This window comes from Marinobacter sp. M3C (assembly GCF_023311895.1).
GTDB lineage: Bacteria > Pseudomonadota > Gammaproteobacteria > Pseudomonadales > Oleiphilaceae > Marinobacter.
This window is the reverse complement of sequence record NZ_CP092284.1, coordinates 2,863,664-2,889,673: the sequence shown is the minus strand read 5'-3', so window position 1 is coordinate 2,889,673 and position 26,010 is coordinate 2,863,664. Positions and strand designations below refer to the sequence as shown.

The window sequence follows — 26,010 nt, the reverse complement described above, 5'->3', positions numbered from 1 at the left end:
GCATATCTACACATAAAACAGACCCTGCGAGAATCGCACTGTTGTACAAGATAGTCAAAATGCCAGCCGCTGCAAGCGCCGGCCAGCAGGACCCCAGTAAGATTTAAACCGCCACTGGCCATACCGGATCGGGCATCATCGGCTCTTCCGGGTTACGGGGCTCGTTGCACTGGTGCAGGTACGCCAATATCGCGTCCTGCAAATCAGTGCCCTGACCCAAACCCTGATTACCAAACAGGCGATTGAATTCCAGTACAAAGGGGTAACCTTCCACCAGCGCAATATCAAACCCGGCGTGGTCTACCTCCAGCTCCCGCGCCAAGCGTAGGGCCAGATCAGTCACCACCGCCGGCACCGGACTGTAATCGATACGCCCGCCGCGAGCCACGTTGTTGTAAAAACCCTGGTCCGCCTGAGTGCGCCAGTACGCGGTGACGACTTTGTCGCCCACTATCACCACCCGCGCGTCTCGCTCCAAGGGAAGATATTCCTGGGCATAGAGCACGTCGGTACGGTCGCAGTAGCGCTGCCAATCGGCCCCGTTTTCAATCAGCCACACACCTTCGCCCATGCTCGCTTTTGGCAGCTTGGCGACAAAGGGCAAGGCCATGTCCTGCCATATCTGTTCGCGCTCCTGTGGGCCATTGGCGGCAATCAACGTCCAAGGCGTGTGCTGAGGTGCAACAGCCTGAAACGCCCGGGTCATTTCCACCTTGTCGTGGCCAATGCGGTAGCTGGCAATACTGGGAAACACCCGACATTTCAGGCCATGCACCAGAGCGTTCAGCTGCCAATACTCCGGAAACAGTACCCAGTCTGCGTCGCGCAGCAATTCTTTATGGCGCAAAAACTGATCCGGCTTGAGTACGGTGGTATCGGGAAAACCAAGAGTGCGGAAAATATCAAACGAGACACAGTGCATGAGGGTTTCACACAGGTTGGAGTGCTCGAATTTTAAGCGTTTTTTACCCGCTGGCAAGCACTATCAGTATAGGTAATTTGACGCTCAGGCTGGTCGGCCAGCAAATAACCAAATGCGATCAAGCGCTAAGCTTTACGTTTCACGCCCTGCTGAGCCACGGCGGTCAGCGGATCTTCCGGCCAAGGATGTTTGGGGTAGCGCCCACGAGTGTCTTTGCGCACCTGTGGATACACATTGGTCCAGAAGCTGGCCAGATCCGCCGTGACCGCCAGCGGCCGCTGAGCAGGCGATAACAGGTGTATTAACACCGGCACCTGACCACCGGCGACGGTGGGCGTGCGCGTCCAGCCAAACAGCGCCTGCAACTTGGCCGCCAGCACCGGGCCGTTTTCCGCGGTGTAATCAAGCGTCACCAAACTACCGGTTGGAATCGTCAACGCAGTCGGCGCCAACTCGTTCAGGCGTTGCTGCTCGGCGTAATTCAGCAAGCCGTTCAGTGCGCCGTGCACATTCAGCTTTTGCAGTTCGGCCCAACGGCTCAGGCCCATCAGGTAGGGCGCCAGCCAGTGCTCCAGCGAATCCATCAGCGCTGTGTCACTGACATCCGGCCAGTCTTCGGGGAAATGCAATGCCAGCAGCTCGACCCGCGCTTGCCACTGCCTGGCGCCGGCGGTCCAGGGCAAGCTATCCAGCCCTTTGCGCCGCACCGCGGCCAGTAAGCCCTGCTGCATCAGTTCTGCAGGCGGTTTCGCCAGCGGTTTTTCGGCCAGCAGCAAGGCACCCAAGCGGCGCACCTGGCGCGCAACCACGGTGCCGCGCCGATCATCCCACTCGGCTTCGTCACGTTGCTGAATGTGCGCGGCAAGGTCACTTTCCAGAGTCGCCAAATCCACCGGCGCCGCCAGGTAAATTTGCGCTTCGCGGGCCTTACCGTCCAGATCCGCCGCCACCAGCCAGTCGTAACGGGCCAGGGCATCGTCGTCGCGCAGCAGCGCACCCTTTCCATTACTAAGCTGGTAACGGGGCGCATCACCGGGCCGGCGGCGGGCTATACGGTCCGGATAAGCCAGCGCCAGCAAACGCCCCACCTCTGTCGCAGTGGGCGCCACCGAAGAGGCATGGTGTGCCGATGACGTTGCGGGTTCCAGGCGCCTGGCCTGCTTTCGGACCGCCTGAATGCGCGCCGGATCCACCCGTGCGTGGCCACGCTCACCATGCAGTACCCGCACGCGCTCGTGCATGTCGGCGCCAGCACCCGGCCCCAGCAGATCCCGGTCTTCCAGCAGTGCCGCTAATTCTGACGCCAAGGAACCTAGCCCCAATGAACGGCCCAGCAGTACCATGTGCGCCAACCGCGGGTGAACGCCCAGTGCCCGCGCCGCCTTACCGTGGCTAGTAATGGCGCAGTCTTCGCCCAGCATATCCAGCAATTGCAGCAATTCAACCGCCTGCTGCCAATGCGCCGCCGGCGGCGGCTCAACCCACTGCAGCTGATCGGGCGACCGCGCGCCCCACTGGGCCAACTCCAAAACCAGCGGCGCCAGATCCGCTTCGCGAATCTCCGGCGGGGTAAAATCTGCCAGACCATACTGCTCAGACTCGCTCCACAGGCGATAGCACACCCCGGGATGGGTTCGCCCGGCGCGGCCTTTACGTTGCTCTGCCGACGCTTTTGAAAGACGGCCTGTCACCAACCGCGTCATGCCACTTCCGGGATCAAACACCGCCCGCCGCTGCTGACCGCTATCAACCACCACCCGCACGCCTTCAATGGTTAAACTGGTCTCGGCAATCGCCGTGGCCAGCACCACCTTGCGGGTGCCCTCAGCTGCCGGAGCAATCGCACGATCCTGCTCCGCCGCCTGCAAATTGCCAAACAATGGCGCAATCACCACATCCGACGCCACCTGCCCCGCCAGTGCTTGCGCCACCCTCCGGATTTCACCCGCGCCAGGCAAAAACACCAGCACCGAGCCCGGCTGCTGAGCCAAGGCCTCAAGCACCACCCCCGTCACTTGGTCCACCATACGCGGCGGGCGTTGCGGCGACGCGGCAGGCCGATACAAAACTTCCACTGGAAACGCCCGCCCTTCGCTACTCAGAACCGGTACATCGCCCAGAAAACGGGCAATGGGCGCCGTATCCAGCGTGGCCGACATCACCAACACCCTCAAGTCCTCCCGCAGCACCTGCTGGGATTCTCGCACCAGAGCCAGCCCCAGGTCGGCCTGTAACGAACGCTCGTGAAACTCATCAAACAGCACCGCAGCATAGTCTTCCAGCAGCGGGTCGCTCTGAATCAAACGGGTAAGAATGCCCTCGGTCACCACTTCAATCACGGTAGCCGCCGACACCCGGGTATCCAGGCGCGTGCGATAGCCCACCGTCTGCCCGGCTTGCTCTCCCAACTGCCCGGCCATATACCGCGCCGCCGAACGAGCCGCCAGCCGCCGCGGTTCCAACATTAAAATCCGCCGCCCCTGACGCCAGGGTGCATCCAGCAACGCCAGCGGCACACGGGTGGTTTTGCCAGCGCCCGGTGGCGCCTGCAGCAAAGCAGTGGTATTGGTTTCCAAGGTTTGTTTTAGCTGGGGGAGGATGTGTTCTATTGGGAGCACGTTGCTTCGGCTTTTTAGTTGAGTTCGGTTCGCTGGGCTGGGCTGGGCTGGGCTGGGCTGGGCTTAGTCTGCCGAATTGGGAGTTGGCGCGGGAGCAAATTTGAATTTTAGGCCGGAAAAGAACTCGCTGCGCTCAGACACCTTTGTCCGGCCAAAAATTCAAATTCACCCCCACACCCTGCGGAACCCGGTGATAAGCCGAAAGCTTAGCATGACGAGACTTCGGTTAATTCGGTAAAGAATTGCCTGAATCAGTAGGCTTGATCACCAGCCGCTAACGATTACTATGAGCTATGAGCCAAAAACCACTTTAGTCTTTTCCATAACGATATCGACTTTGTTACATAGAGCGGGGTGGTGGGGAATTTTTTTCGCCGGAAATGGGTGTCTGAGCGCAGCGAGTTCCATTTCCAAGAAAAAACATTCCCCGCCGCCGCGATCAATCCACCGCAACCAACAGGCTACGCTCTACCGGCAAAAACCTCACACCGCACGAGAATGCCACTCATTAGGCCGCGGCACGAAAAACAGAAACACAAGTCCAAATGCCAGCGCCCCTACCCCTATACCGAATGCCGACGCCAGAGTGCCACCGGCATCCAGCCACTGTTTGGTCAACCAGGGGCCAACCATTTGGGTAAAGCCATACAAGGCCACCATCGCCGCAGACAGGCGTGGCCCCTGGTGCGGATGCAGTGCTCGTCCAATGCGCTGGGTCAGCAATACCGTACCAAGGAAAGTAACGCCCACCAGGATGGCACATAGAATCAACCCCAGTGCACCCGGAATCACCACCGCCGCGAGAACACCCGCCAACTGAATGGCGAAGTTAATCTTCAGCGCCAAAATATCGCCGATAACCGCACCCAGACGGTTCCAGATCCACGGTGCCGGAATGGTGCACAGCGCCACCAGCAACCAGCTGCCGTCCTGTAACCAATGACCCGGTTGCAGCTCGACATTGGCCAGCAGCGGCAGAAACGTCATCGGCAGAATATAACCCAAGCCAGCGCCGGCGTAAGCCACGAACAGTGGCGTACTTGCACGGTCGAACAGCCGGGTGCTGAGAGCTTCACCGCTATTGTTGATAGCCACCGGTGGATGCATCGGCACATCTAGCTGCATCAGCTTCCAGGTGCCCCAGGCCGCCAGCGGAACAGAGATAATAGCCGCCGGCCACCAGCGTTCCGGGCCTTCCAGCCAGTCCGCTGTGCCGCTGACCACACCTGCGGACAGCAGCAGGCCAAAACCCACGCCAAAATACACCAGCCCGCTAAGGCTTGCTCGGTTACGCAACACCAGCCACTCCAGAATAAGCGCTGGTGCCTGCACAAACACCACACCATTGGCGACGCCGTTAAGCCAGCGGGTCGTGGAAATAGCCGTCAGATCGGTTTCAACCGCCACCAGCAAACTGGTGACAATGTGCACCACTACGGCCAGCGGCAAAATACGGCGAATATGGTCAATGCGGTGCCAGCGGATGGCCAGTACGGCACCCATCAGATAGCCCATATAATTCCAGGTGGCCACGGCCGCACCGTCTGCCGCGGAAAACAGGCCGTCATTCACCAAATACGGTAAAAGTGGCGTGTACATGAAGCGCCCAAGGGCGTGCACCACTAGAAGAAGCACCGCACCGGCGGCCAGTGCGGTAAAAAGTTCGCGAGGAGTAGCCGGCGACGAGTGAAGCGCGGAAGGGGCCGTTTTTTGAGTCATGTGAGTTACTTGTGATTATAAAAAACGTTGAAGCAGGACTGAATTAATAAGCAGAGCTGTTTGTCTAACGCCGGCGATCTGCCCAGCGGTAGATCTGCTCGAAGCCATCGGCTAGTTGCTGCGGTTTATGGGGCGGCTGAATAAGCGCCACCACTTCGGCCGAGGGGCCGATCAGTGCAAAATGGCCGCTGTGATCCACCAGTAAACCATCCTCTGTCTCACGCTGCACAAACACCGCTCCCAAACTGGTCGCCAGGGCGCGGGTTATGTCTATATCACCACTGTAACCGTGGAAATTTTCACCAAAGAAGCCAGTATAATTTTTTAGAACTTCAGGCGTGTCGTGTTCTGGGTCGGCACTGATCAGCAGGTAACGGGGCTGGGGCAAGGTCGCAGGCAGCAACTTGTTGGTCTGGCGCAGGGCCGCCATGGCTACCGGACAGATGTCCGGACAGTTGGTGTAGCCTACAAAAGCAAAGGTCCAATGGCCGCGGAGATTTTCACGGGTAACGGTCTGGCCGTTTTCATCGGTGAGTTCAAATTCAATCACTGGCCGCGGCTGCTCGTACACATAGATATTGGCGCTGGCCAAGTCCGGTGGCTGTTCGACCGGTGCTGGCTCCGCCAGCTGATACCGCGCTATCGAAAGGCCGAATACAGCCACCACCGCCAGTACCAGCAGGATTAACGTTTTGCGAATCTGGCGGGTCATCGGGGCTCCATATTTAAGCGTCAGATAAAGGCGTAGTGATCAACCAGTAACACGACAAACAGTGCCATCAAATAGGTGATGGAATATTTGAAGGTGTCCAGCGCTACGCGCCGATCGTCATCGCGCAGCAAGCGTATCGCATACTGCAAAAAGCGCGAGCCAAGCACAAGGGCGCCGACCAGATAAATCATACCGGACATTCCAGTCACAAACGGTAGTAGGCTAACCGCAAGCAGAATAATAGTGTACAGCAGGATGTGCAGTTCCGTGTAGTAATTACCGTGGGTCACCGGCAGCATGGGGATGCGGGCCTTGGCGTACTCTTCCTTACGGTGAATCGCCAATGCCCAGAAATGTGGTGGTGTCCAGGCGAAAATAATCAGCACCAGTAGCAGCGCGTGGCCGTCTACCTGCCCGGTTACCGCGGTCCAACCCAGCAGCGGCGGCATGGCGCCGGCTAGCCCGCCAATCACAATATTCTGCGGCGTGGCCCGTTTCAGAAACAGCGTATACACGCCGGCGTAACCCACCAGCGACGCTAATGTCAGCCAAGCTGTCAGGCTGTTCACCAACAACATCAATATTGCCATGCCGCTCAGCGCCAATACGCCTGCGAATAACAGTCCTTCAGCAGCAGAAATCCGCCCTGTGGCTACCGGACGCTTGTGAGTACGCGCCATAACAATGTCCACTTTCTGGTCCACCACGTGGTTAATCACCGCAGCCGCTCCGGCCAGTAACGCAATGCCAGCGTTGCCAAACACCAGAACCTGCAAAGACGGCAGACCGGAAACCGCCAGCAGCATGCCAATGACCGACGTGAGAATCATCATCGCGACGACTTTGGGCTTGGTCAGCTCCAGATAGTCACGCCAGTGCGCAGCGGTATGGTTACCTGCCGAATTGCCCAAAGAGTTGTCGACGGGGTTGCCAATAGCGTTGGTCGGTACCGGCAAGACGTTCGCTTGCTCACTCATGCCGTTATCTCCTGATGCTTTCCTGAGTTCATCAAATTGTTTTTATTGCCTTTAACACCCGAAAGCGGTGCCGGCAAGCCCTGGGACAACTGACGTTGATGCCAGATCAGCTGGATCACGCTAAGTAACAACAACGCACCGGTGGCGTTATGGGCCACGGCGACCGCCAACGGAATGTAGAGAATCACATTAGCCAGGCCCAGCGCAATCTGTGCCAGCAGAACAACCGCTACCACAGCTACTGACTGACCTAGGCCATTGCGCCGGCGCCGGGCCCACAGCAGCGCCAGTAGCACGCTGAAATAAACCAGCACAACAGCGGCGCCCAGGCGATGGCTGACATGAATAGCCACCCGTCCATCAGCGTTAAGCTGGCCTCCCAGATAATTGGGCCCAACGTGCTGGGTTATGTCAAAGCCGTGGGCAAAATCCATTCCCTGCGGCCACCACTGGCCACCGCAGGTGGGTAAATCAGTACAGGCCACGGCGGCGTAGTTGGCGGCTGTCCAAGCACCCAACGCAATCTGCATAATCACCAGCAGCAACCCACCATAAAGCCAGGGGCGAAGCCGCGAGCCCGAACGGGCAGACTTCAACACGGCTGTTTGCGCCGACCCACCCCGAACACGGCTGCGTAGTCTTAACACCAGCAGCGCTAGCAAACTCAGGGTGGTAAAGCCTCCTAGCAAATGCAAAGCCACCACCTGGGGCCACAATTTCAGGGTGACGGTCCACATGCCAAACGCGCCTTGCAGCACAATAAAACCGGCTATAAACAGGGGCAGCTTTACTGGGACATTCAGTTTGCGCTGGCGTACCGCGTATGCGGCCAGTGTAAACACCAGAATACCCAGTGTTCCGGCAGCATAGCGGTGAATCATCTCGGGCCAGCCCTTGGCCACATCCACCGGCGTTTCCGGAAAGCGCGCGTTAGCAATGGCAATGCTGCTTTCGCCTTGCGGTACCGTCAGAAAACCGTAGCAACCAGGCCAGTCCGGGCACCCCAGGCCGGCGTGTACCAGCCGGGTCCAGGCGCCAAGCATGATCACTACCACGGCCAGTCCCACGGCCAGTACTGCCAGCCGCAACATCAGGCGGTATATCTTTATGGATTCGGCATTCCCGGCGTAATTCTTCGTCATCATCACCCGCCTTAGCCGATTCGCGAAATTTTCAGCAGATGTTTCAGGTCGTCCAAAACATCACCCCCCGGCACGCTTGCCGGGTAGCGCATCATGATATTGCCTAACGGGTCTACCAGCAGCAGTTGTGGCGCCTGGGAGGGCTCCACGCCGGGCGGCCATACGGGAGTTTGTGCCGGCAATGGCGTAAAACGCTCCATACGCTCAAAGTCTGCCGGCCAGCGCTGGGCCAGAGCCGGTGGCAGGCTTGTCAGGGCCGCGCCACGGCTGACCCGTGTGGCGTATTTACCAAGCGCAATGTTGGTTTGGCGGGTGGTGTACAGCAGTTGTTGGCAAACCTCGGTGCAGTTGTCGGCCACCACCAGCAGCAACCACGTGGCGCTGGTTTGCGTGGGGCCGAAACGGGCTGCCAACGGCGTGCCCTGCGCGGTTTGCAACTGCAAACTGCTGAGCGGAACAAGGGGCGTCACCAGAGCACCGTTGTTGGTGTGCTCAGCCGGATTGAGCCAGCCGCCATAGAACATCGCGCTGGCCAGAATAATCGGGCCAAAACCCACCGCCATAAGTAGCAGCGCCATGCGACGCCCTTTGCGTATTTGCTTCGGACTCATGGGCTTGGGCGAAGCTGTCTGGGAAGTCTGCTGGGCCACCGTTGTTGTCATTATTGGCTCCTGAACGGGTCACGGCTGTTATAGGTCTGTTATTAAGATTATTACAGGACGACTGTGTGGCTAGTCTGCGGTTTTACGGTAACTCGCCACTATCGTCAATACAGTTAGCATTAGCGCCAAAGCAAACCATTGGGTTGCGTAACCGTAGTGGGTCGCAATGGCCATTCGGTCTGGCGCCCAGTCAGCCCGTAAAGCGCCCGGCTGGTTCTGGTCTGCTAGGCGCAAGATCAATCTGGGCAATTCCGGCACCGCATCTTGTGCTATCTCCGGCGGCAAACTTTGTACGCGTCTTGGCCAACCGCTGCTTGCTTCAGAGGCCGCAAGCACAGGTGGTTGAGGAAAATTTGCCAAGCGTCCAGAAATCTCCACCTGTTCCTGCGTTACCGAGGAATCCGGCAATTGCTGACGGGTACGGGGAGCAATTACCCAGCCGCGATTGACCACCAGCGCCGGCCCTTGGAGTGGATAAAACACCGTTAACACCTCGTATCCGGCCATGCCATCGCGGGTGCGGTTGTCCAGCAGCCAGGTGGTATCGCCGTATGATCCGTTAAGCTTCACGGGCCTACCTGCATCCAGGCCCTGCTCTACCAGCTGCGGCCAAGCCAGTTCGGACATCTGCTGTTGCCACTGACCCTGCTGTTGCTGCTTGAACTCGGCACGCTGCAATTGCCATATCCCCAAAACCAGCAACAGCGGTAAAAACAGCCCGCTAAACAGCATAAGACGCCAATCCCAGTGCCAGTAACGCCGTGAATTACTCATACCTTGCTATAATATATAGACCCGATAACCCAACGGACCCGTGCATGTTAAAAATATTCATTGTTGTCCTGTTACTGGCGGTGATCGCCAGCCTGTTCAGCGGCCTGTTTTTTCTGATCCGCGACGGGGGAAAAACCAATCGCGTCATTAACTCTCTAGCGCTGCGCGTTGCCCTGAGCGTGCTGTTGCTGCTGGTCATTCTGCTGTCGCTCTGGCAAGGCGGCCTGACGCTGAATCCCACACCCTGACTGCAGCCCCGACCGCAACACTGTAACCACTAATGAGCGGTGTCAGATCACATACACAAAGACAAACAACATCATCCACACCACGTCGACAAAATGCCAGTACCAGGCCGCCGCTTCGAACCCGAAGTGGTTGTCGGCGCTGAAATGACCTTTGATGATGCGAATTAACATTACAGTCAGCATGATGGTGCCCAAAATCACGTGAGCGCCGTGGAACCCGGTCAGCATAAAGAAGGTACTGCCATAAATCCCGGACTGCAGGGTCAGATTCAGCTCCTGATAGGCATGCATGTATTCTTCTGCCTGCAAACCCACAAATACCAGCGCCAGAATAATAGTGGCGCCAAGCCACAGCTTCAGTTTTTTACGGTTATCGGCTTTTAACGCATGATGGGCAACGGTAATAGTAAATGACGAGCTCACCAGTAAAATGGTGTTCATCAGCGGTAAGCCCCAAGGCCCTATAATGCCCTTAGGCGCTGGATACAAACTGGGGTCGGGTGTGTTAATCAGCGGCCAGGTCGCCTGAAACCCTTCCCACAGCATATTTGAGCTACCGCGATCACCCTCGCCCCCTAACCAGGGAACGGCAAACACCCGAGCGTAAAACAAGGCGCCAAAAAACGCCGCAAAAAACATGATTTCAGAAAAAATGAACCAACTCATGCCCCAGCGGAAAGACCGGTCCATTTGCGGGCTATAGAGGCCAGCGCGGCTTTCACGCACCACGTTGCCAAACCAGCCAAAAATCATATAGGTCATCAATGACAGGCCGACCGCAAAGATCATCCACCCGCTACTGGTGCTGGCACCCTGACCGCCATCGACCATAATGGTCGCCGCACCGAACAGCGTCGTACCCAATCCGAAAGTAGCAATAATCGGCCACTTGCTTTGTTCCGGTACGTAATACTCTTGGTGTTCCGACATGATTAATGCACCTCCGGTGGTGTGGAGAAGGTGTGATAGGGCGCAGGTGAGGGCACCGTCCACTCCAAGCCCTCCGCGCCGTCCCAAGGCTTGGCCGCCGCTGGCTCACCGCTGCCGCGGGCGCATTTTACTACAATGAACAGGAACAGAAGCTGGGTAGCCCCGAACAGGAACGCGCCAATGCTGGACACCATGTTGAAATCGGCAAATTGCAGGGCGTAATCTGGAATCCGCCGCGGCATACCCGCCAATCCTAGAAAGTGCATGGGGAAAAATGCCAGATTCATGCCCACAAACGACAGCCAGAAATGGGTTTTGGCCAGGGTTTCGTCATACATGTAGCCGGTCCACTTGGGCAGCCAGAAGTACGCAGACGCAAAAATGCCAAAGATTGCGCCGGGTACCAGCACGTAATGGAAATGCGCCACCACAAAGTAGGTGTCATGGTATTGGAAATCGGCCGGAGCAATGGCCAACATCAGCCCGGAAAACCCACCCACTGTGAACAGAATAACGAACGCAATAGCGAACAGCATCGGCGCCTCGAACGTCAGCGAGCCGCGGAACATGGTTGCTACCCAGTTAAACACCTTAACCCCGGTGGGCACCGCGATCAGCAATGTGGCGTACATGAAGAACAATTGGCCGGCGACGGGAATACCCACTGTAAACATGTGGTGAGCCCATACCAGGAACGACAGCAGTGCAATGGCGCCCACCGCGTACACCATAGACGCATAGCCAAACAGCGGCTTGCGGGAAAACGCCGGGATTATGTGTGAAACGGCGCCGAACGCCGGCAAAATCATGATGTACACCTCGGGGTGCCCGAAGAACCAGAATATGTGCTGGAACAGCACCGGATCTCCGCCGCCAGAGGCGTCAAAGAAGCTGGTACCGAAGTTGATATCCATCAGCATCATGGTCAACACACCTGCAAGCACCGGCATAACCGCCAGCAAAAGAAATGCGGTAATCAGCCAAGTCCATACAAACATTGGCATTTTCATCAGGGTCATGCCCGGCGCACGCATGTTCAGTATGGTGGCAATCACGTTGATGGCACCCATGATCGACGAAGCACCGGCAATGTGCAGCGCAAATATAAAGAAGGTCGTGCTGGGTGGGCCATAAGTGGTCGACAGCGGCGCGTAGAAGGTCCAGCCGAAGTTGGGGCCGCCGCCGTCCATAAACAAAGTAGAGACCAGAATCAGGAAGGCGCAGGGCAACAGCCAAAAGCTCCAGTTGTTCATCCGCGGCAAGGCCATGTCCGGTGCGCCAATCATCAGCGGTATCATCCAGTTAGCCAGACCCACAAAGGCCGGCATCACCGCACCAAACACCATAATAAGGCCGTGCATGGTGGTCATCTGGTTGAAAAATTCCGGCTGTACGATTTGTAGCCCGGGCTGGAACAGTTCGGCGCGGATGACCATGGCCATGGTGCCGCCCAACAGGAACATACCAAAACTGAATATCAGGTACATGGTCCCGATATCTTTGTGGTTGGTCGTGAACAGCCAACGAGTCCAACCTTTAGCCGGACCGTGATGTTCGTGCGTGTGCTCTGAGGTGTGCTCTGGGGTGTGAGCGTCTGCAACCGTACTCATAATATCTCCCGTAACCGCCGTTTTATTCTTGTAGGGGCCTGGGTTGGCAGCTTGGCGCTGCCAACAGGTCACTGTTGTTGCTGGCTTTTGTAATCAAAAATTTCTTTGGGCGTCACCATGTCGCCCACGTTGTTACCCCAGGCGTTACGCTCATAGGTGATAATCGCCGCAATATCGACCTCGTTGAGCTGCTCGCCAAAGGCTTGCATGGCGGTACCGCGCTTGCCGTTGACTACAATATCGATATGGCCAGCTATGTCACCGACGGCGATAGCACTGCCACGCAAAGCCGGAAATGACGGCGGCAAGCCGCTGCCATCGGCCTGATGGCAGGCTGCACAAGCACTTTGATAGCTTTGCTCACCGCGCTCCATCAGATCAGCCATGGTCCATTCTTTCTGAGTCAGCTCTTTTTCTTTCTCGGCCGCAGCGCGCTGCTCACCAACCCAGATCTGGTATTCGGCCTGCGGCACCGCTTCTACAACAATGGGCATAAAGCCGTGGTCTTTACCGCACAACTCGGTGCACTGACCACGATAGGTGCCCGGCGTGTCCACCCGAATCCAGGCTTCGTTGATAAAACCGGGAATCGCGTCTTTTTTCAGCCCGAACTCTGGCACCCACCAAGAGTGAATTACATCGTTTGCGGTCATCAATAACCGCACTTTCTGGCCGACCGGCACCACCAGCGGTTTATCGACTTCCAGCAGGTAATTTTCACCTTTGGCCTGGCGGTTATTAATCTGGTCGCGGGGGGTGCTCAAACTGGAGAAATAACCGAACTCGTCGTCCAGGTAATCGTATTTCCACTTCCACTGATAACCGGTGATCTTGATGTCCACATCGGCTTCGGTGGTGTCATACATATCAATCAGCGTAACGGTGGCCGGAATCGCCATAGCCACAAGGATAACCAAAGGAATGATGGTCCAAAGCACTTCCACCGTGGTGTTCTCGTGGAAGTTCGCGGGTTTGTGACCGCGAGACTTACGATGGGCGAAGATCGACCAGAACATGACGCCGAACACTACAACACCGATAACAACACAAATCCACAGAATGGTCATGTGTAAACCGTAAATGTCGTTGCTAGTCTGGGTAACACCGGGGCTCATGTTCATGGTCCAGTCCGCCATGGACATCACCGGGAACAGAGCCAAGCCGCATAGGGCCAAAGCCCGATTTGCGTGCGCACGCATATTGCGTCTCCACATAGATTATTATTGTCGGGTAAAAGACTGCTTTCAAATATCTCGAACTCTATTATAGGCATAATAGATGACAAAAAGGCTAACAAACAGCTGAAATTCAACAATGTTATGATTCCAGCGCTTTACCGCCGTGACTATTTTGGATAGCCGTTTATGACGCCCTTGTACCGTTTAACCCGCCTGGATCGCCGATTATGGGCGTTGGCGTGGCCGTTGATGCTCACCAATCTTACCGTGCCGATGCTTGGTCTGGTAGACACCGCCGTGCTGGGGCACCTGCCAGATCCGCAATATCTTGGCGCCGTGGCTGTAGGCGCCAACCTGTTCAGCATTCTGTACTGGACCTTCGGCTTTATGCGAATGGGCACCACCGGTTTGGCAGCTCAGGCCTGGGGCAAACGTGACGAACACGGGCAGGTGGCACTGCTGGTGCGCTCGCTGTTGCTGGCGGTGACCATCGGTCTGGTGCTAATTACTTTTCAACAGCCACTGATACACACAGGCCTGGCGCTGATGAACCCCAGCGCCGGCGTGCTGGAACTTGCCTCCGAATACGCCGCCATACGCATCTGGAGCGCGCCGGCGGTGCTGTGCCAGTACACTTTGGTGGGCTGGCTGATTGGCACACAGTATTCCCGCGGCCCAATGATCATGCTGGTGGTGGCCAATGGCGTGAATCTGGTGCTAGATGTGCTGTTTGTGACCGGGTTCGGCTGGAACAGCCGCGGTGTCGCCATGGCTACGGTGATCGCGGAATACGGCGCGGCGCTGATTGGTTTGGCGATTGTGTTACGGCGCATGCCCGAAGGCCAGCGCATGACGCGCGCGCTGATCGGCACTCTTGCAGACTACCGGCGCATACTTCAGGTAAACCGTTTTATTATGGTGCGCACCATCGCCTTGCTGCTGGCGTTTGCCTTTTTTACCGCTCAAGGCGCGCGCCAGGGCGACGCTATTCTGGCCGCCAACGCGGTACTGTTTACTTTTCTGCTGGTTATTTCCAACGCTCTGGATGGCTTTGCAAATGCCGCTGAAGCTCTGATCGGCGAGGCCGTCGGCCGTGGCAACCGGCGCCAGTTCAAGCGGGTATTCGACACTGCCCTGCGCTGGTCGATTTGGGGAGCCTTACTCCTGACAGCGCTTTTTGTGCTGGGCGGGCAGGCGTTGATCGGATTATTAACCAACATCGAAGCCGTGCAAATTAACGCCTGGCAGTATCTGCCCTGGGTGTGGCTGCTGCCTTTCACCGCGGTGTGGGGGTTTCTATTTGACGGCGTTTTCATTGGTGCCACCCAAACCCGAGCCATGCAGAACACCATGCTGTTTGCCGCCCTGGGCGTGTATTTGCCAGTGTGGTGGCTGACCACCGGCTGGGGGAATCACGGGTTGTGGTTTGCGATGATCAGCCTGATGCTGGCACGAGCTTTGAGTATGGGATTGGTATACCTGCATTTTAATCGTCAGGGGCGCTGGTTTCGTAGTAACGAAGGCCCATAACAGCTGCCCGCAGCCAGATTAAATTGTTGACGCCCTGGCCGGCAAGGCTGAAATAGTCGTCTACACTTTATTCACATCACAGGCTTCACCGTGCGCCTAACCAGGCCATTTGCCTACACAACCCATATACCCGTGACATGAACGGGAGGCGCCTTGCGATCCTTTTACGTATCGACACCGGCAACCGTACACATGACTCCGAAAGCAGTCCTGGACATCATTGACACTGCAAGGTGCAGGGAAGCCCGCTCAGGCGCTTTTTTGCGCCACCTGCAGCTGCGTGCCCAGGCGCTACCAACGTGCATCAGCTTTAACAGTCGAGCACCGGCTAGCTGTCTGTTCCAGTTTTCGGTGGAATACATCGAAACGGCCCCGCGGCTGATTCACGCGGTTGACACCTGTGCCCGCGACGCCGGCCACGAAGGGCTATTCACGCCCTTTCTAGACGCTGCCGTCCGTTTTTTCACCAACCCGTCGGTGCTTCTTAGCCACTATATAGGCCTTGACGGGCTTTTAATCAGCGCCTATCTGTGCCACCGCCTGATGGAAGACATGTACGACAACAACCACAGTTTCCGCCGCAGCCAACTGGTGGATCTGGAGGCCACGCGGGCTAATCTGCTGGTACACGAACTCATTGGTGAGCCGTTCGCCAATGAGTTGGACGATGCCGTAGCCATCACCGTGCGGCAGATTGCGGGCAGCCCGGACTACTATGATCTTAACTTGGACCCGTTTGTGGCACAGGCCAACAACGCGGCCTGGGACTCAATGCGACAGTATTGGGAAAACCTGCTAGTGCGTAATCACATCCGCTTTACTCTGGGCAATCGTCGCCGGCGCTAGCCTCTGCTACCTTTAACATTTGTTATATGACATTCACTAGCTTGCGCCTGACGCCGAAGCGGTTAAGCTGTGCGCTGTTTTTTACCTGCCTCGGGACCAAAACCATGCTTGCCAATACCGATCTTGGAAAACTGATTATCCGCCTCACCCTGGGCGGTCTGCTGCTGTTTCACGGCGTGGATAAACTGATGAATGGCGTGGGCTTTATTGAAGCCCAGTTAGTCAGCCACAACCTTCCGGCGTTCCTTGCCTGGGGCGTGATTATTGGCGAAGTTCTTGCCCCGCTGATGATTATTCTGGGTTTTCATACCCGCATAGGCGCCTTGCTGATTGTCGCAAACATGTTGGTGGCCCTGGCCTTGGTGCACAGCCACCAATTAATGATGCTCAGTAGCAACGGCGGATTACAGCTAGAACTGCAGTTTTTCTTTCTGATGAGTGCGGCGGCGGTTTTTTTCTTCGGCTCCGGCCGTTATACCGTCCGCAACTGAGTGCCAAAGAGGGATTTCGTGTGTGCTGAAGCTTCACTGAAATCCGACCGCCATTACCACTTTAAAGGTAAAGACTGGTGAGCTTGTCGATATGGAAGCAACTCGTGCTAATCTGCGGGTATACAAGTTCATGGGCGAACCTGGCCGTACCTGACCCCGCCTGGCAGGTTCTGCTCCATCGAAAGATTTTGCCCAACCGGAAGGTTCATAGCCAAAATGAAAAATCAAACCGTTTTGCTGCTAGCCTGTTGCCTTCTGCCGGCTTCTTTACTGGCAGATGAGTTGACGGTCGGGGTTCAGCTTGCTGACGGCACTGGTCCGGTCGCTGGCGCTGTGGTGTATATGAATGACGGCAGCAAGCCATCTCCTGTGCGGTCAGCAGTGTCTCAGAAAGACCGAATGTTTCATCCCCACGTGTTGATTCTGCCTGTAGGCTCTAGCGTGGACTTCCCCAATCAAGACAACACCCAGCATCACGTCTATTCTTTTTCGCCGGCAAAAACCTTCAATCTTGAGCTCTATGCTAATAGGCCCGAAGCGCCGGTGTTGTTTGACCAGCCCGGAATTGTAGAGCTTGGCTGTAATATTCACGACTATATGCAGGCTTTTATTGTCGTGGCTAACACCCGTTCAATAGGCCAAACCAATGAGCAGGGCGAGGTAACGATCGCGCTGGACTTCGGCGACGCTCAGATACCCGGCTCGCTGAACCTGAATATCTGGCACCCACGCCTGCCAGACAATACCAAGCCGGTGATTCGGGAAATTACGGCCGCCAGCCTGACAAGCGCCGGTATCGAAACCGTCAGCATTGAGCTTACGCCCGAGCCAAGCCTCGAAGGCCCGATGAATAATCTTCAAAAGCGATTTCAGAACCTTTGATGGGCGGGCTGACTAGCCGCATAGGATTTCGCGGTCGCCTGGTTACGGCCATGGTTGCGCTGGTTGCTCTGGTAAGCCTGCTGATCGGTGCGCTGATGATGGTGTACCTGTTTGAAGACGAAAATCGCCGCGCCCTGGAACAGCTCACGATCGCCGAGCGCCTTACCACCGAGGTGCTTGAACGCCGCACTGATCTTGAGCTTTCCCGTCTGAATGTCGTCGTCCGTGACTTTGGTTTTCGCTCTGCCATTGCCAGCGGCGATCCGGCAACTCTAAACAGCGCCCTTGAAAACCACAGCGGGCGCGTAGACGCGGATTTTGCGTTGCTGCTGAACAGCCAAGGGCAGCTACTGGCCTCTACGCTGACCCAAAAGGCGCCCGACATCAACGAAATGCAGCTGGCTACGGCGCGTAAAAACGGTGTTGCCCGTTCACTGCTGACTATTGATCAGCGTGGCTATGAGATGCTAGTCATTCCCATAGAAGCGCCTGGATTAAGAGCATGGCTGGTTGCCGGTTTCGAACTGGATCAGGAACTGGCAAACATCATCACCCGGCTAAGTGGCAGTTCGGTTATTTTCCGAGCGAGCCCGAACGGCCCTGGCGGTTTCATCAACTTTGCTACGTCCTCCGATATCGACAGTACCGAAGACCCCGCACTGAACAGATCTGAGAGTAACCAGAACTTTATCAAAAGCGATCGCTACTTCACCCGCATACTGGATTTGGGAGGTTTCGGGCAAATTTCATTCGAAGCGGTTCTTCTGACCAGCCGGGAAGCGAGCCGGCAAAACTACTACAGCCGAGCCTTGGAAATAGCCCTGCTGGTCACTGTCATCATGGCACTGGCGATATTACTGGCACTCCTTACCGCCAGGCATCTCGGCCGGCCAGTATTACAACTTGCCGATTATGCCCGGGCAGTGGGCCACGGAGACAACCCTCCGGCTCCTGATATCCGCACTGGCGGCGAGCTGAGGCAGCTCAGGGATACGCTTCGTGACACTTTGGCCCGGCTTATCCGGCGCGAAGGGGAAATCCGCCATGCCGCAACCCATGACGAAGTCACCGGGCTAGGCAACCGCAACGCTTTGATGCAATCGGCCAAAGATAGCTTTGACGTCGGTAAACCCTGCAGCCTGATCGGCCTGCGCGTGAGCGACCTATCGGACATCAACGATACGCTCGGTTTGGCATTCGGCGACAAAGTCCTGCTTGGCCTCTCACAACGGCTGCGTGATGAACTTCCCGATGCCGGCATAATTGCTCGCACGGGGGGCGGAGAGTTCCTGACATTGATTCCACAGCTCGGCCCGGAAGCGCTGGATCTGCGAGCGCAAGCTCTGCATGACACCGTAGAAGCGCCGCGGAATATTGAAAATACCCCGTTTTCCCTGCGCACTCATCTGATAACCATGCAATTGCCCGCAGACGCCAGCAATACCAGCGAACTGAGAAGGCGCGTAAACCTGACCTTCGAACACGCCTTCCGGCAGGGCGTTGCGGTCACACGGTACGAGCGTGGGCGGGATGAAGACCATCTACGTGAGCTGAAACTGGTTTCTGACCTGCACAGTGCTGTTCGCAACAATGGCCTGCACATGAACTACCAACCCAAGCTGGACAACGGCACCGGGCAGCTACTGCAGGTGGAGGCTCTGGTGCGCTGGATACACCCGGAGTTGGGCTTTATATCACCGGAAGAATTCATCTTTCTTGCAGAGCAGTCGGGGCAGATCAATGATCTAACGGATCATATCCTGCAGAGGGTGGCCAACGACGCCCGCGCCTGGTTCGACGCGGGCCTGGATGTCGGCGTAGCAATCAACCTTTCGGCATTGGACCTGACCTGGCCCGCGCTGACCGATCGCGTAGCCCGAATTTTTAGCGACTGGCACCACAACATGGAGCGCATCACTCTGGAAGTAACAGAGGGCGCGTTGATGGAGGACCCGGAAGAAGCCATGGCGACACTGAACCGCCTGCGTAACCTAGGCGTAACTCTTTCCATTGACGACTTTGGCACCGGCTATTCCTCGCTATCACAGCTGCGCAAGCTACCCGTTCAAGAACTGAAAATAGACAAGTCCTTTGTGCTCAGGCTGAATTCCGAGCCTCAGGACCAACTGATTGTAAAATCCACCATTGATATGGCCCACGGGCTTGGGCTGAAGGTAGTTGCCGAAGGTATCGAAAATCTGGAAACCTGGAAATTACTTCAGGCCTGGGGTTGCGACATCGGCCAAGGTTTCTATTTAAGCCGCCCGGTTTCTGCAGGTGACCTTGCGCAGACGGTTGCGACCCTTGCAGAGCGCCAGCAGGAACTGAGCAAAACAACGCCGGAGCATTCACCATGACTCGTTTTTCCTACACACTGGGCGCTGCAGTCTGGGCGCCTTTGCTGACGCTGGGGATTCTTGCAACACCCCTGGCCTTTGCGGATGTTGGCAGCCGCCTTTGGGCAACCGGTGGCGTCACTACTATAGAAGGCAGCGCCGGCGGCGGGTTAGTGCCTTGGGCTTTGCTTGGAAGCTACGCTAGTGATGAAGAATGGGGTGGAACTGTGGCCATAAGTCGCGCCGAGGTGGATGACTACACGCTCGCGGTTGTTGGTGCCGGTTTGAACTGGAACAATCGGATTGAAGTTACATTCGCTCGGCAGACCCTGGATCTAAGCAGCCTGAAACAGGATGAACTCAATCAGGATATTTTTGGAGTGAAAGTACGGCTGACGGGAGACGCTCTCTATAGTCCTTGGGGCCAGTGGTCTGCAGGCGTACAACATAAGCGGCAGCGAGATTTCACGGTACCGGAAGCCATCGGTGCACGGGACGACAGCGGCACCGACGTCTATTTTGCCGGTTCGAAACTGTTTTTTGCCGCCGTGTTTGGCCGCAACCTGCTGGTAAACGCCACCGTGCGTGGAACCCGTGCCAACCAGGGCGGACTGCTGGGTTTCGGCGGCGACCTCAATAATAGCTATGAGTTTATGGCCGAAGCCGGCGCCGGCGTCTTTATTAACCGGCAATGGCTGCTGGGCGCCGAGTACCGTCAGAAGCCGGATAATCTGAGCTTTGCCCGCGAAGACGACTGGTGGGACCTGTTTATTGCCTGGGTACCGGACCGTAGACTGGCCGTGACGGCAGCGTTCGTTAATCTGGGTGATGTCGCAACCCTAAAAAACCAGCAGGGTGTTTATTTATCTCTGCAGGGGAGTTTCTGATCATGCGCTTAGGCACAATGAAGACCCACTTCGCCGCTCTTGTTGTTCTGGCCAGCCTTGTTCTAACGGGCTGCCAAAGCTTTCAACGCGAACCCGACAACAGCCTCTATCTTCAGTTAGGCGAGCGCGCAGGCATTGCAGATGTGGTGGAAGATCTACTGTATCTCATCGTGGATGACACGCGAATTAGTCATCAGTTCAAAGGCATAAACGTTGCGCAGTTTCATCGCAACCTGACAGACCAGTTGTGTGAACTCAGCGGCGGCCCATGCCAGTATTCTGGGCGCGAGATGCGTGAATCCCACGCGGCCATGGGCATTACAAACACCCAGTTTAATGCCCTGGCAGAGAACCTTATTCTCGCTATGGAAGAAAACGATGTGCCAACAGCGGCGCAGAATCGGCTGATTAAAAAACTGCTACCGATGTACCCGGATATCCGGAACCTTTGAAAGCCCGCAGTGAAAAAAAGTCACAAAAAGGACTACAAAGACAAAGGCAGCAAAGACAAGTGCAACGAAAACGAGGCACGACATCCGCATGACTGAAAAAAAAATAGATATCCTTCCGGGCCGCTATCGGCACTACAAGGGCAAAGATTACGAAGTGATCGGCATTGCCCGTCACAGCGAGACCGAGGAAAAACTGGTGGTCTACCGCTGCCTCTACGGCGATTACTGCCTTTGGGTTCGCCCACTCAGCATGTTCCGCGAAACCGTAAACGTTGCAGGGGAGCAGCTTCCGCGTTTTGCTCGTATCGACCAGCCCTAAACGTTACACAAGCCCTTTGACTAAGCTGGCAAATTACTGCACATTACCGCGTTTTTATAATCTCAGCTTTCGCAAGAAGGCCTGATAGCCCATTACGCGTACCCGGAGTTTGCCATGAATGCCGTTGTTGCTGCGGTGCTGATCATGCTTGTATTAAGCTTGGCCCGCATTCACGTTGTTGTTGCCTTGATAGTAGGCGCCGTTTCCGGCGGCCTGATCGCCGGAATGTCTCTGAACGACACCATTGATGCCTTCAACAATGGCCTGGGCGGAGGCGCCAAAGTGGCGTTGTCTTACGCTACCTTGGGCGCCTTTGCGGTTGCTATCGGTAAATCTGGCCTGGCCAACCTGCTGGCCGACAAAATCCTTGCCAAAGTCGGGCAAAGCGAAGGCAGCAGTACGGCTGTGAAAAGCGTGCGCTACATGATCATCGCCATTCTGGTGGCCATTGCGCTGTCGTCCCAGAACATCCTGCCAATTCACATTGCGTTTATTCCGCTGGTGGTTCCGCCCCTGCTGTATGTCATGGCCAAGCTAAAAATGGACCGCCGCATGGTGGCCTGCGCACTTACCTTCGGCCTGATTACCCCGTACATGTTCATACCCGTAGGTTTTGGCGGTATTTATCTGAACGAAATCCTGATGGCCAAAATCAGCGCCAATGGTGGCGATGTCGAAGGTCTGAGCGTCATGAAAGCCATGGCTTTACCTGCCCTGGGTATGCTCTGCGGCCTGCTGGTGGCTATTTTTATTACCTATCGCGGCGAACGCAACTACAACCTGAACGCCATAACTCGCACCGAAAAAGTCACCACCACCTACAAACCCATGACACTGGTGATGGCGTTAGCCGCCATCGTGGTCACTTTTGTGGTGCAGTTGTGGCTAGGCTCCATGATTCTGGGCGCCTTGGCAGGTTTTCTGCTGTTCAACCTGTCCGGCGTGGTGAAGTGGAAAGAAGCTGACGACCTGTTCACCGAAGGCATGAAAATGCTGGCGATGATCGGTTTTATCATGATCGCCGCCTCCGGCTTTGCCGAAGTCATGCGCGAAACCGGCGAAATTACCACCCTGGTACAAAGCTCGGTCGACATCATCGGCGCCAACAAAGCCCTCGCGGCCCTGTTGATGCTATTGGTGGGATTGATGATTACCCTCGGTATTGGTTCGTCCTTCTCCACCATTCCCATCATTGCGGCGCTGTATGTGCCGATGGCGCTGGAAATGGGTTTCAGCTCTATGGCGATCATAGCTCTGGTTGGCACTGCCGGTGCCTTGGGTGACGCGGGTTCGCCAGTTTCTGACTCGACACTCGGGCCCACCGCCGGCCTGAATGCCGACGGCCAGCACAATCACATCTGGGATTCAGTGGTGCCCACGTTCTTGCACTTCAACTTGCCGTTGCTTGGTTTTGGGTGGGTTGCCGCGATGGTTCTTTAAAGTTTGAAAGATTAGGGACAGATTTAAAATCTGTCCCTTTGAACTTGGGAACCTAGGGACGGATTTGAAATCCGTCCCTTTGCAGAAAAACTGGCTGTGTTATTTGTCAGCCTATCTCTACAGTCAAATGGGAAGGGTGTGGGGTATCTTTTCTGTCGGGAAAAATATGTCTGAGCGCAGCGAGTTGTTTTTCCCAGAAGAAAAGACACCCCGCATCCTCGACCCTCCACGCAGTATCAGGCTCCGTAAGCGTGTGCTTAGTCACCTAATCCCCACCTTTGAAAAACACCACCTGCTTAACCGTATGGTCGTCTTCGTTTTTGCGCTTGTTCACGCGGGTTTGCAGTTCCGGGGCAGCCGGAGCTTCTATGTCAGAGATGCCGTCGGTGAAACCGCAGGCTATACATTCGCGGATCTGTTCGTCCGCGTCGTCGGTGTACATGGTGATTTTGTCCATCTCCGCACAACGGGGGCAAACGGCTCCGGCGATGAAACGTTTCGGGCTTGGCATTGGATAACTCCATGTTAGATGTCCCCTGCCGGCCTTGGCCGGCGGGAAGGGTTGCCTATGGCAAATGGAGTCAGGCGACTTGCGGGCTGATGCCGGTTTGCTGCAACAGTGCGTCTACCTCGGGTTCGCGGCCGCGGAAGGCCTTGAACAACTCCATGGGTTCTTGTGAACCACCTTTCTCCAGAATATTTTGCAAGAACGACTTGCCGGTTTGCGGATCAAAAATGCCGTTTTGCTCGAACAACGAAAACGCGTCCGCGGCCAGCACTTCGGCCCATTTGTAGCTGTAATAACCCGCTGCGTAGCCGCCGGCGAAGATGTGGGAAAACGAATTGGGGAAGCGATTGAACGCCGGCGACTCAATAACCGCTATTTCATCGCGCACCTGACGGTGCACATCCAGCGGATTCGTTGGCGCGGTGTCGACGAACTCGGCGTGCAGACGGAAATCAAACAGCGAAAATTCAAGCTGACGCACCAACCCCATGCCCGACTGGAAGTTCTTCGCGGCTAACAGCTTTTCCAACATATCCTGCGGCAACGGCTCACCGGTTTCGTGGTGGGCAGCAATCAACGCCAGCGATTCCGGGTTCCAGCACCAGTTTTCGAGGAACTGACTCGGCAGTTCGACCGCGTCCCACGCCACACCATTAATACCCGATACGTCCATTACCTCCACCTGGGTCAACATGTGATGCAGGCCGTGGCCGAATTCGTGGAATAGGGTGGTGACTTCATCGTGAGTCAGCAACGACGGCTTGCCGTTCACCGGTGGGGTGAAGTTGCAGGTCAGGAAAGCCACCGGCAGCTGCAGGGTGCCGCGCAGGTTGCGCCAGCGTACCCGGCAATCCGCCATCCAGGCGCCGCCACGCTTGCCTTGGCGGGCAAACAGATCTAGATAGAACCAGGCAATGGGCTCGCCGTTACGGCTGATGCAGTAAGCGGTGGCGTCTTCGTGCCAGGTTTCTACCTCTGGCTTGGCTTCAATCTGGATATCGAACAGCTTTTCTGTCACGCGGAACAAACCAGGCACCACGTTATCCACCGGAAACCAGGGGCGCAGGGCTTCCGGGGAAATATCGTAGCGCTGCTGGCGCAATTTTTCGCTGTAGTAGCCTATGTCCCAGGCCTGTAAGTCGTTTAAACCATGCTCATCTTTTGCAAAAGCCTTGAGTTCGGCGAATTCCTGCTCGGCCACCGGCTTGGCTTTGTTCGCCAGCTCCGTCAAAAAGCCCAACACCTCGTCAGTATCACGGGCCATTTTTGTGACAAGAGAGCGCTCGGCAAAGTTATTAAAGCCCAGTAATTGTGCCAGGGCGTGGCGGCGTTTGAGTATTTCTGCCATTACCGGGGTGTTGTCCCAAGTGCCGGCGTCTGGCCCCATATCGGAAGCGCGGGTAACAAAGGCTTCATACACTTCACGGCGCAGTTCACGGTTGTCGCAGTAAGTCATTATCGGGTGGAAGCTGGGAAAATCCAGAGTGATGACATAACCATGCAGATCTTTTTGCTTGGCCGCCGCTTGGGCGCCTTCCAGCGCACTGTTTGGCACGCCGGCCAGCTCGCTTTTATCGGTGATTTGCTTGAACCAATGCTGGGTGGCGTCCAGAACGTTGTCGCTGAAGCTGTTGGACAGCTCCGAAAGCTCGCGGGTTAGATCGGCGTAGCGCTTTTTCTGATCATCGGGCAGATCAACGCCGCCCAAGTGAAAGTCCCGCAAAGTGTTTTTCACTGCTTTTTGCTGGGCTTCGCTGAGTTTGCTGAAATCATCGCGGGCGGCCAGCTTTTTGTAGGCCTCGCACAAAACCGCATTCTGGCTCAGCTCGGTGCTGTATTCGGTGAGCTTTTCCAGGCAGTTTTTGTACACTTTGCGCAGGTCGTCATTGTTCATCACCGCGTTCAGGTGTGAGATGACCGACCAAGCGTTGCTCAATTTATTCTCAAGCGACTGCATGGGCTGCACAAGAGTGTCCCAGTCGGGTTCTTCATTCTGCGCCAGGCTGTTAATTTTCATGTGATTTTCACTGATAATTTGGTCGATTGCTTCTCCCATATGCTCAGTGCGCACGTGTTCAAATTTCGGCAGCAGATCATTGGTCAGTAGTGGATTATTCATGGTTCCCCTTCTCAGCGGTTCAAATGTCGAGTAATTTCAGGTGACTCCGATAATGCGGGGAGTATCCCAGAAAAAAAGACACCTAAAGGACTATGTAATGGTGAATGTACGTTCTCACAAGGGTAGCACGCCACAATTTGGCGAACGCACCTGGGTAGACCCCAGCGCACTCGTGATTGGCGATGTGATTACCAGCGAAGATTGTTCGATTTGGCCGATGACGGTTGTGCGTGGCGACATGCACAAAATCCGCATTGGCGCGCGCTGCAGTGTTCAAGACGGCTCTGTGCTGCACATCACTCACGCCAGTGATTTCAACCCCGGCGGTTGGCCGCTGATTATTGGTGACGACGTTACCATCGGCCACAAGGCACTGCTGCATGGCTGTACCGTGGGCAGCCGAGTGCTGGTGGGCATGGGCTGTATCATCATGGACGGTGCGGTGGTGGAAGACGAGGTGATTATCGGAGCGGGCTGCCTGGTACCCCCAGGCAAGCGTTTGGAATCCGGTTATCTTTATGTAGGTTCGCCGTGTAAGCAGGCAAGGGCGTTAACCGATAAAGAACGCAGCTTTTTTGCGTACACCGCCAGCAATTATGTAAAGCTCAAAAACGAGTATCTGGCTGAAGTTGGGGATTACCCGTACTGATAAAAATAGAAGCGCCTGAAAATAGAAATGTGTAGGAATTGAAGCGCAAAGTGCCGATG

Annotated in this window: 24 protein-coding genes; 11 read left to right on the top strand and 13 right to left on the bottom strand. The window is 56.1% G+C overall.

What is annotated here, in order from left to right; all coding sequences use genetic code 11:
* Positions 1 to 103 precede the first annotated feature (103 nt).
* From MIH18_RS13590 to MIH18_RS13555, 8 genes are all read right to left on the bottom strand, one after another.
* Positions 104 to 922, bottom strand: coding sequence for a hypothetical protein (locus MIH18_RS13590; RefSeq protein WP_249012614.1), 819 nt, complete (start codon positions 920 to 922; stop codon positions 104 to 106).
* 125 nt (positions 923 to 1,047) lie between these two features.
* Positions 1,048 to 3,540: an ATP-dependent helicase HrpB gene (gene hrpB / locus MIH18_RS13585; protein ID WP_249012613.1), complete on the bottom strand. Its 2,493-nt coding sequence runs from the start codon at positions 3,538 to 3,540 to the stop codon at positions 1,048 to 1,050.
* 483 nt (positions 3,541 to 4,023) lie between these two features.
* Entirely contained in the window at positions 4,024 to 5,259 is a 1,236-nt protein-coding gene (locus tag MIH18_RS13580; protein WP_249012612.1) for a YbfB/YjiJ family MFS transporter, read from the bottom strand.
* A gap of 64 nt (positions 5,260 to 5,323) precedes the next feature.
* Positions 5,324 to 5,971 (bottom strand): SCO family protein, encoded by a 648-nt coding sequence (locus MIH18_RS13575; RefSeq protein ID WP_249007021.1) that lies wholly within the window; start codon positions 5,969 to 5,971, stop codon positions 5,324 to 5,326.
* Positions 5,972 to 5,991: 20 nt separating this feature from the next.
* Positions 5,992 to 6,948 carry a heme o synthase gene (gene cyoE / locus MIH18_RS13570; RefSeq protein WP_249007020.1) on the bottom strand — a complete coding sequence of 319 codons (957 nt, stop codon included), beginning with the start codon at positions 6,946 to 6,948 and terminating at the stop codon, positions 5,992 to 5,994.
* Positions 6,945 to 8,090, bottom strand: a complete 1,146-nt coding sequence (locus MIH18_RS13565; protein ID WP_249009074.1) for a COX15/CtaA family protein — start codon at positions 8,088 to 8,090, stop codon at positions 6,945 to 6,947. Before MIH18_RS13565 ends, cyoE begins: the two co-directional genes overlap by 4 nt.
* 11 nt (positions 8,091 to 8,101) lie before the next feature.
* Positions 8,102 to 8,752 (bottom strand): hypothetical protein, encoded by a 651-nt coding sequence (locus MIH18_RS13560; RefSeq protein ID WP_249007019.1) that lies wholly within the window; start codon positions 8,750 to 8,752, stop codon positions 8,102 to 8,104.
* Between the two features lie 69 nt (positions 8,753 to 8,821).
* A complete protein-coding gene (locus MIH18_RS13555; RefSeq protein WP_283164721.1) occupies positions 8,822 to 9,526 on the bottom strand; it encodes an SURF1 family protein in 705 nt (234 codons plus the stop codon).
* A gap of 44 nt (positions 9,527 to 9,570) precedes the next feature.
* Between MIH18_RS13555 and MIH18_RS13550 the strand changes: the two genes are divergently transcribed.
* Positions 9,571 to 9,774: a twin transmembrane helix small protein gene (locus MIH18_RS13550; RefSeq protein ID WP_249007018.1), complete on the top strand. Its 204-nt coding sequence runs from the start codon at positions 9,571 to 9,573 to the stop codon at positions 9,772 to 9,774.
* Between the two features lie 42 nt (positions 9,775 to 9,816).
* Here the strand turns inward: MIH18_RS13550 and MIH18_RS13545 are convergent, their stop codons facing one another.
* The 3 genes from MIH18_RS13545 to coxB form a co-directional block, all read right to left on the bottom strand.
* A complete protein-coding gene (locus MIH18_RS13545; RefSeq protein WP_249007017.1) occupies positions 9,817 to 10,704 on the bottom strand; it encodes a cytochrome c oxidase subunit 3 in 888 nt (295 codons plus the stop codon).
* Between the two features lie 2 nt (positions 10,705 to 10,706).
* Positions 10,707 to 12,314: a cytochrome c oxidase subunit I gene (gene ctaD / locus MIH18_RS13540; protein ID WP_249012611.1), complete on the bottom strand. Its 1,608-nt coding sequence runs from the start codon at positions 12,312 to 12,314 to the stop codon at positions 10,707 to 10,709.
* Between the two features lie 68 nt (positions 12,315 to 12,382).
* A complete protein-coding gene (gene coxB, locus MIH18_RS13535) occupies positions 12,383 to 13,513 on the bottom strand; it encodes a cytochrome c oxidase subunit II (protein ID WP_249007015.1) in 1,131 nt (376 codons plus the stop codon).
* Positions 13,514 to 13,678: 165 nt separating this feature from the next.
* On the opposite strand from coxB, the gene MIH18_RS13530 reads away from it, so the two are divergent.
* From MIH18_RS13530 to MIH18_RS13490, 9 genes are all read left to right on the top strand, one after another.
* A complete protein-coding gene (locus MIH18_RS13530) occupies positions 13,679 to 15,022 on the top strand; it encodes an MATE family efflux transporter (RefSeq protein WP_249012610.1) in 1,344 nt (447 codons plus the stop codon).
* A 192-nt stretch (positions 15,023 to 15,214) separates the two neighbouring features.
* Positions 15,215 to 15,868: a hypothetical protein gene (locus tag MIH18_RS13525; protein ID WP_249012609.1), complete on the top strand. Its 654-nt coding sequence runs from the start codon at positions 15,215 to 15,217 to the stop codon at positions 15,866 to 15,868.
* A gap of 104 nt (positions 15,869 to 15,972) precedes the next feature.
* The gene (locus MIH18_RS13520; protein ID WP_249007012.1) at positions 15,973 to 16,359 is read left to right on the top strand and encodes a DoxX family protein; all 387 of its coding nucleotides are present in this window, start codon (positions 15,973 to 15,975) and stop codon (positions 16,357 to 16,359) included.
* A gap of 216 nt (positions 16,360 to 16,575) precedes the next feature.
* Entirely contained in the window at positions 16,576 to 17,241 is a 666-nt protein-coding gene (locus MIH18_RS13515; protein ID WP_249007011.1) for a methylamine utilization protein, read from the top strand.
* Positions 17,241 to 19,598, top strand: a complete 2,358-nt coding sequence (locus tag MIH18_RS13510; RefSeq protein ID WP_249012608.1) for an EAL domain-containing protein — start codon at positions 17,241 to 17,243, stop codon at positions 19,596 to 19,598. The genes MIH18_RS13515 and MIH18_RS13510 overlap by 1 nt, the downstream gene beginning before the upstream one ends.
* Positions 19,595 to 20,464: a DUF3034 family protein gene (locus MIH18_RS13505; protein ID WP_249012607.1), complete on the top strand. Its 870-nt coding sequence runs from the start codon at positions 19,595 to 19,597 to the stop codon at positions 20,462 to 20,464. Before MIH18_RS13510 ends, MIH18_RS13505 begins: the two co-directional genes overlap by 4 nt.
* A 2-nt stretch (positions 20,465 to 20,466) precedes the next feature.
* Positions 20,467 to 20,916 (top strand): group 1 truncated hemoglobin, encoded by a 450-nt coding sequence (locus tag MIH18_RS13500; protein ID WP_249007008.1) that lies wholly within the window; start codon positions 20,467 to 20,469, stop codon positions 20,914 to 20,916.
* An 88-nt stretch (positions 20,917 to 21,004) separates the two neighbouring features.
* The gene (locus MIH18_RS13495) at positions 21,005 to 21,235 is read left to right on the top strand and encodes a DUF1653 domain-containing protein (RefSeq protein WP_249012606.1); all 231 of its coding nucleotides are present in this window, start codon (positions 21,005 to 21,007) and stop codon (positions 21,233 to 21,235) included.
* 114 nt (positions 21,236 to 21,349) lie between these two features.
* Positions 21,350 to 22,675, top strand: coding sequence for a Na+/H+ antiporter family protein (locus MIH18_RS13490; RefSeq protein ID WP_249012605.1), 1,326 nt, complete (start codon positions 21,350 to 21,352; stop codon positions 22,673 to 22,675).
* Positions 22,676 to 22,940: 265 nt separating this feature from the next.
* Here MIH18_RS13490 and MIH18_RS13485 read toward each other — a convergent pair whose 3' ends face one another.
* Complete coding sequence (locus MIH18_RS13485; RefSeq protein ID WP_098420295.1) at positions 22,941 to 23,186, bottom strand: YheV family putative zinc ribbon protein; 246 nt, start codon at positions 23,184 to 23,186, stop codon at positions 22,941 to 22,943.
* Between the two features lie 70 nt (positions 23,187 to 23,256).
* On the bottom strand, positions 23,257 to 25,302 hold the full coding sequence (prlC, locus tag MIH18_RS13480; protein WP_249012604.1) for an oligopeptidase A: 2,046 nt from the start codon (positions 25,300 to 25,302) through the stop codon (positions 23,257 to 23,259).
* 97 nt (positions 25,303 to 25,399) lie between these two features.
* On the opposite strand from prlC, the gene MIH18_RS13475 reads away from it, so the two are divergent.
* Positions 25,400 to 25,951: a gamma carbonic anhydrase family protein gene (locus tag MIH18_RS13475; protein ID WP_249007003.1), complete on the top strand. Its 552-nt coding sequence runs from the start codon at positions 25,400 to 25,402 to the stop codon at positions 25,949 to 25,951.
* The last annotated feature ends 59 nt before the right edge of the window (positions 25,952 to 26,010 follow it).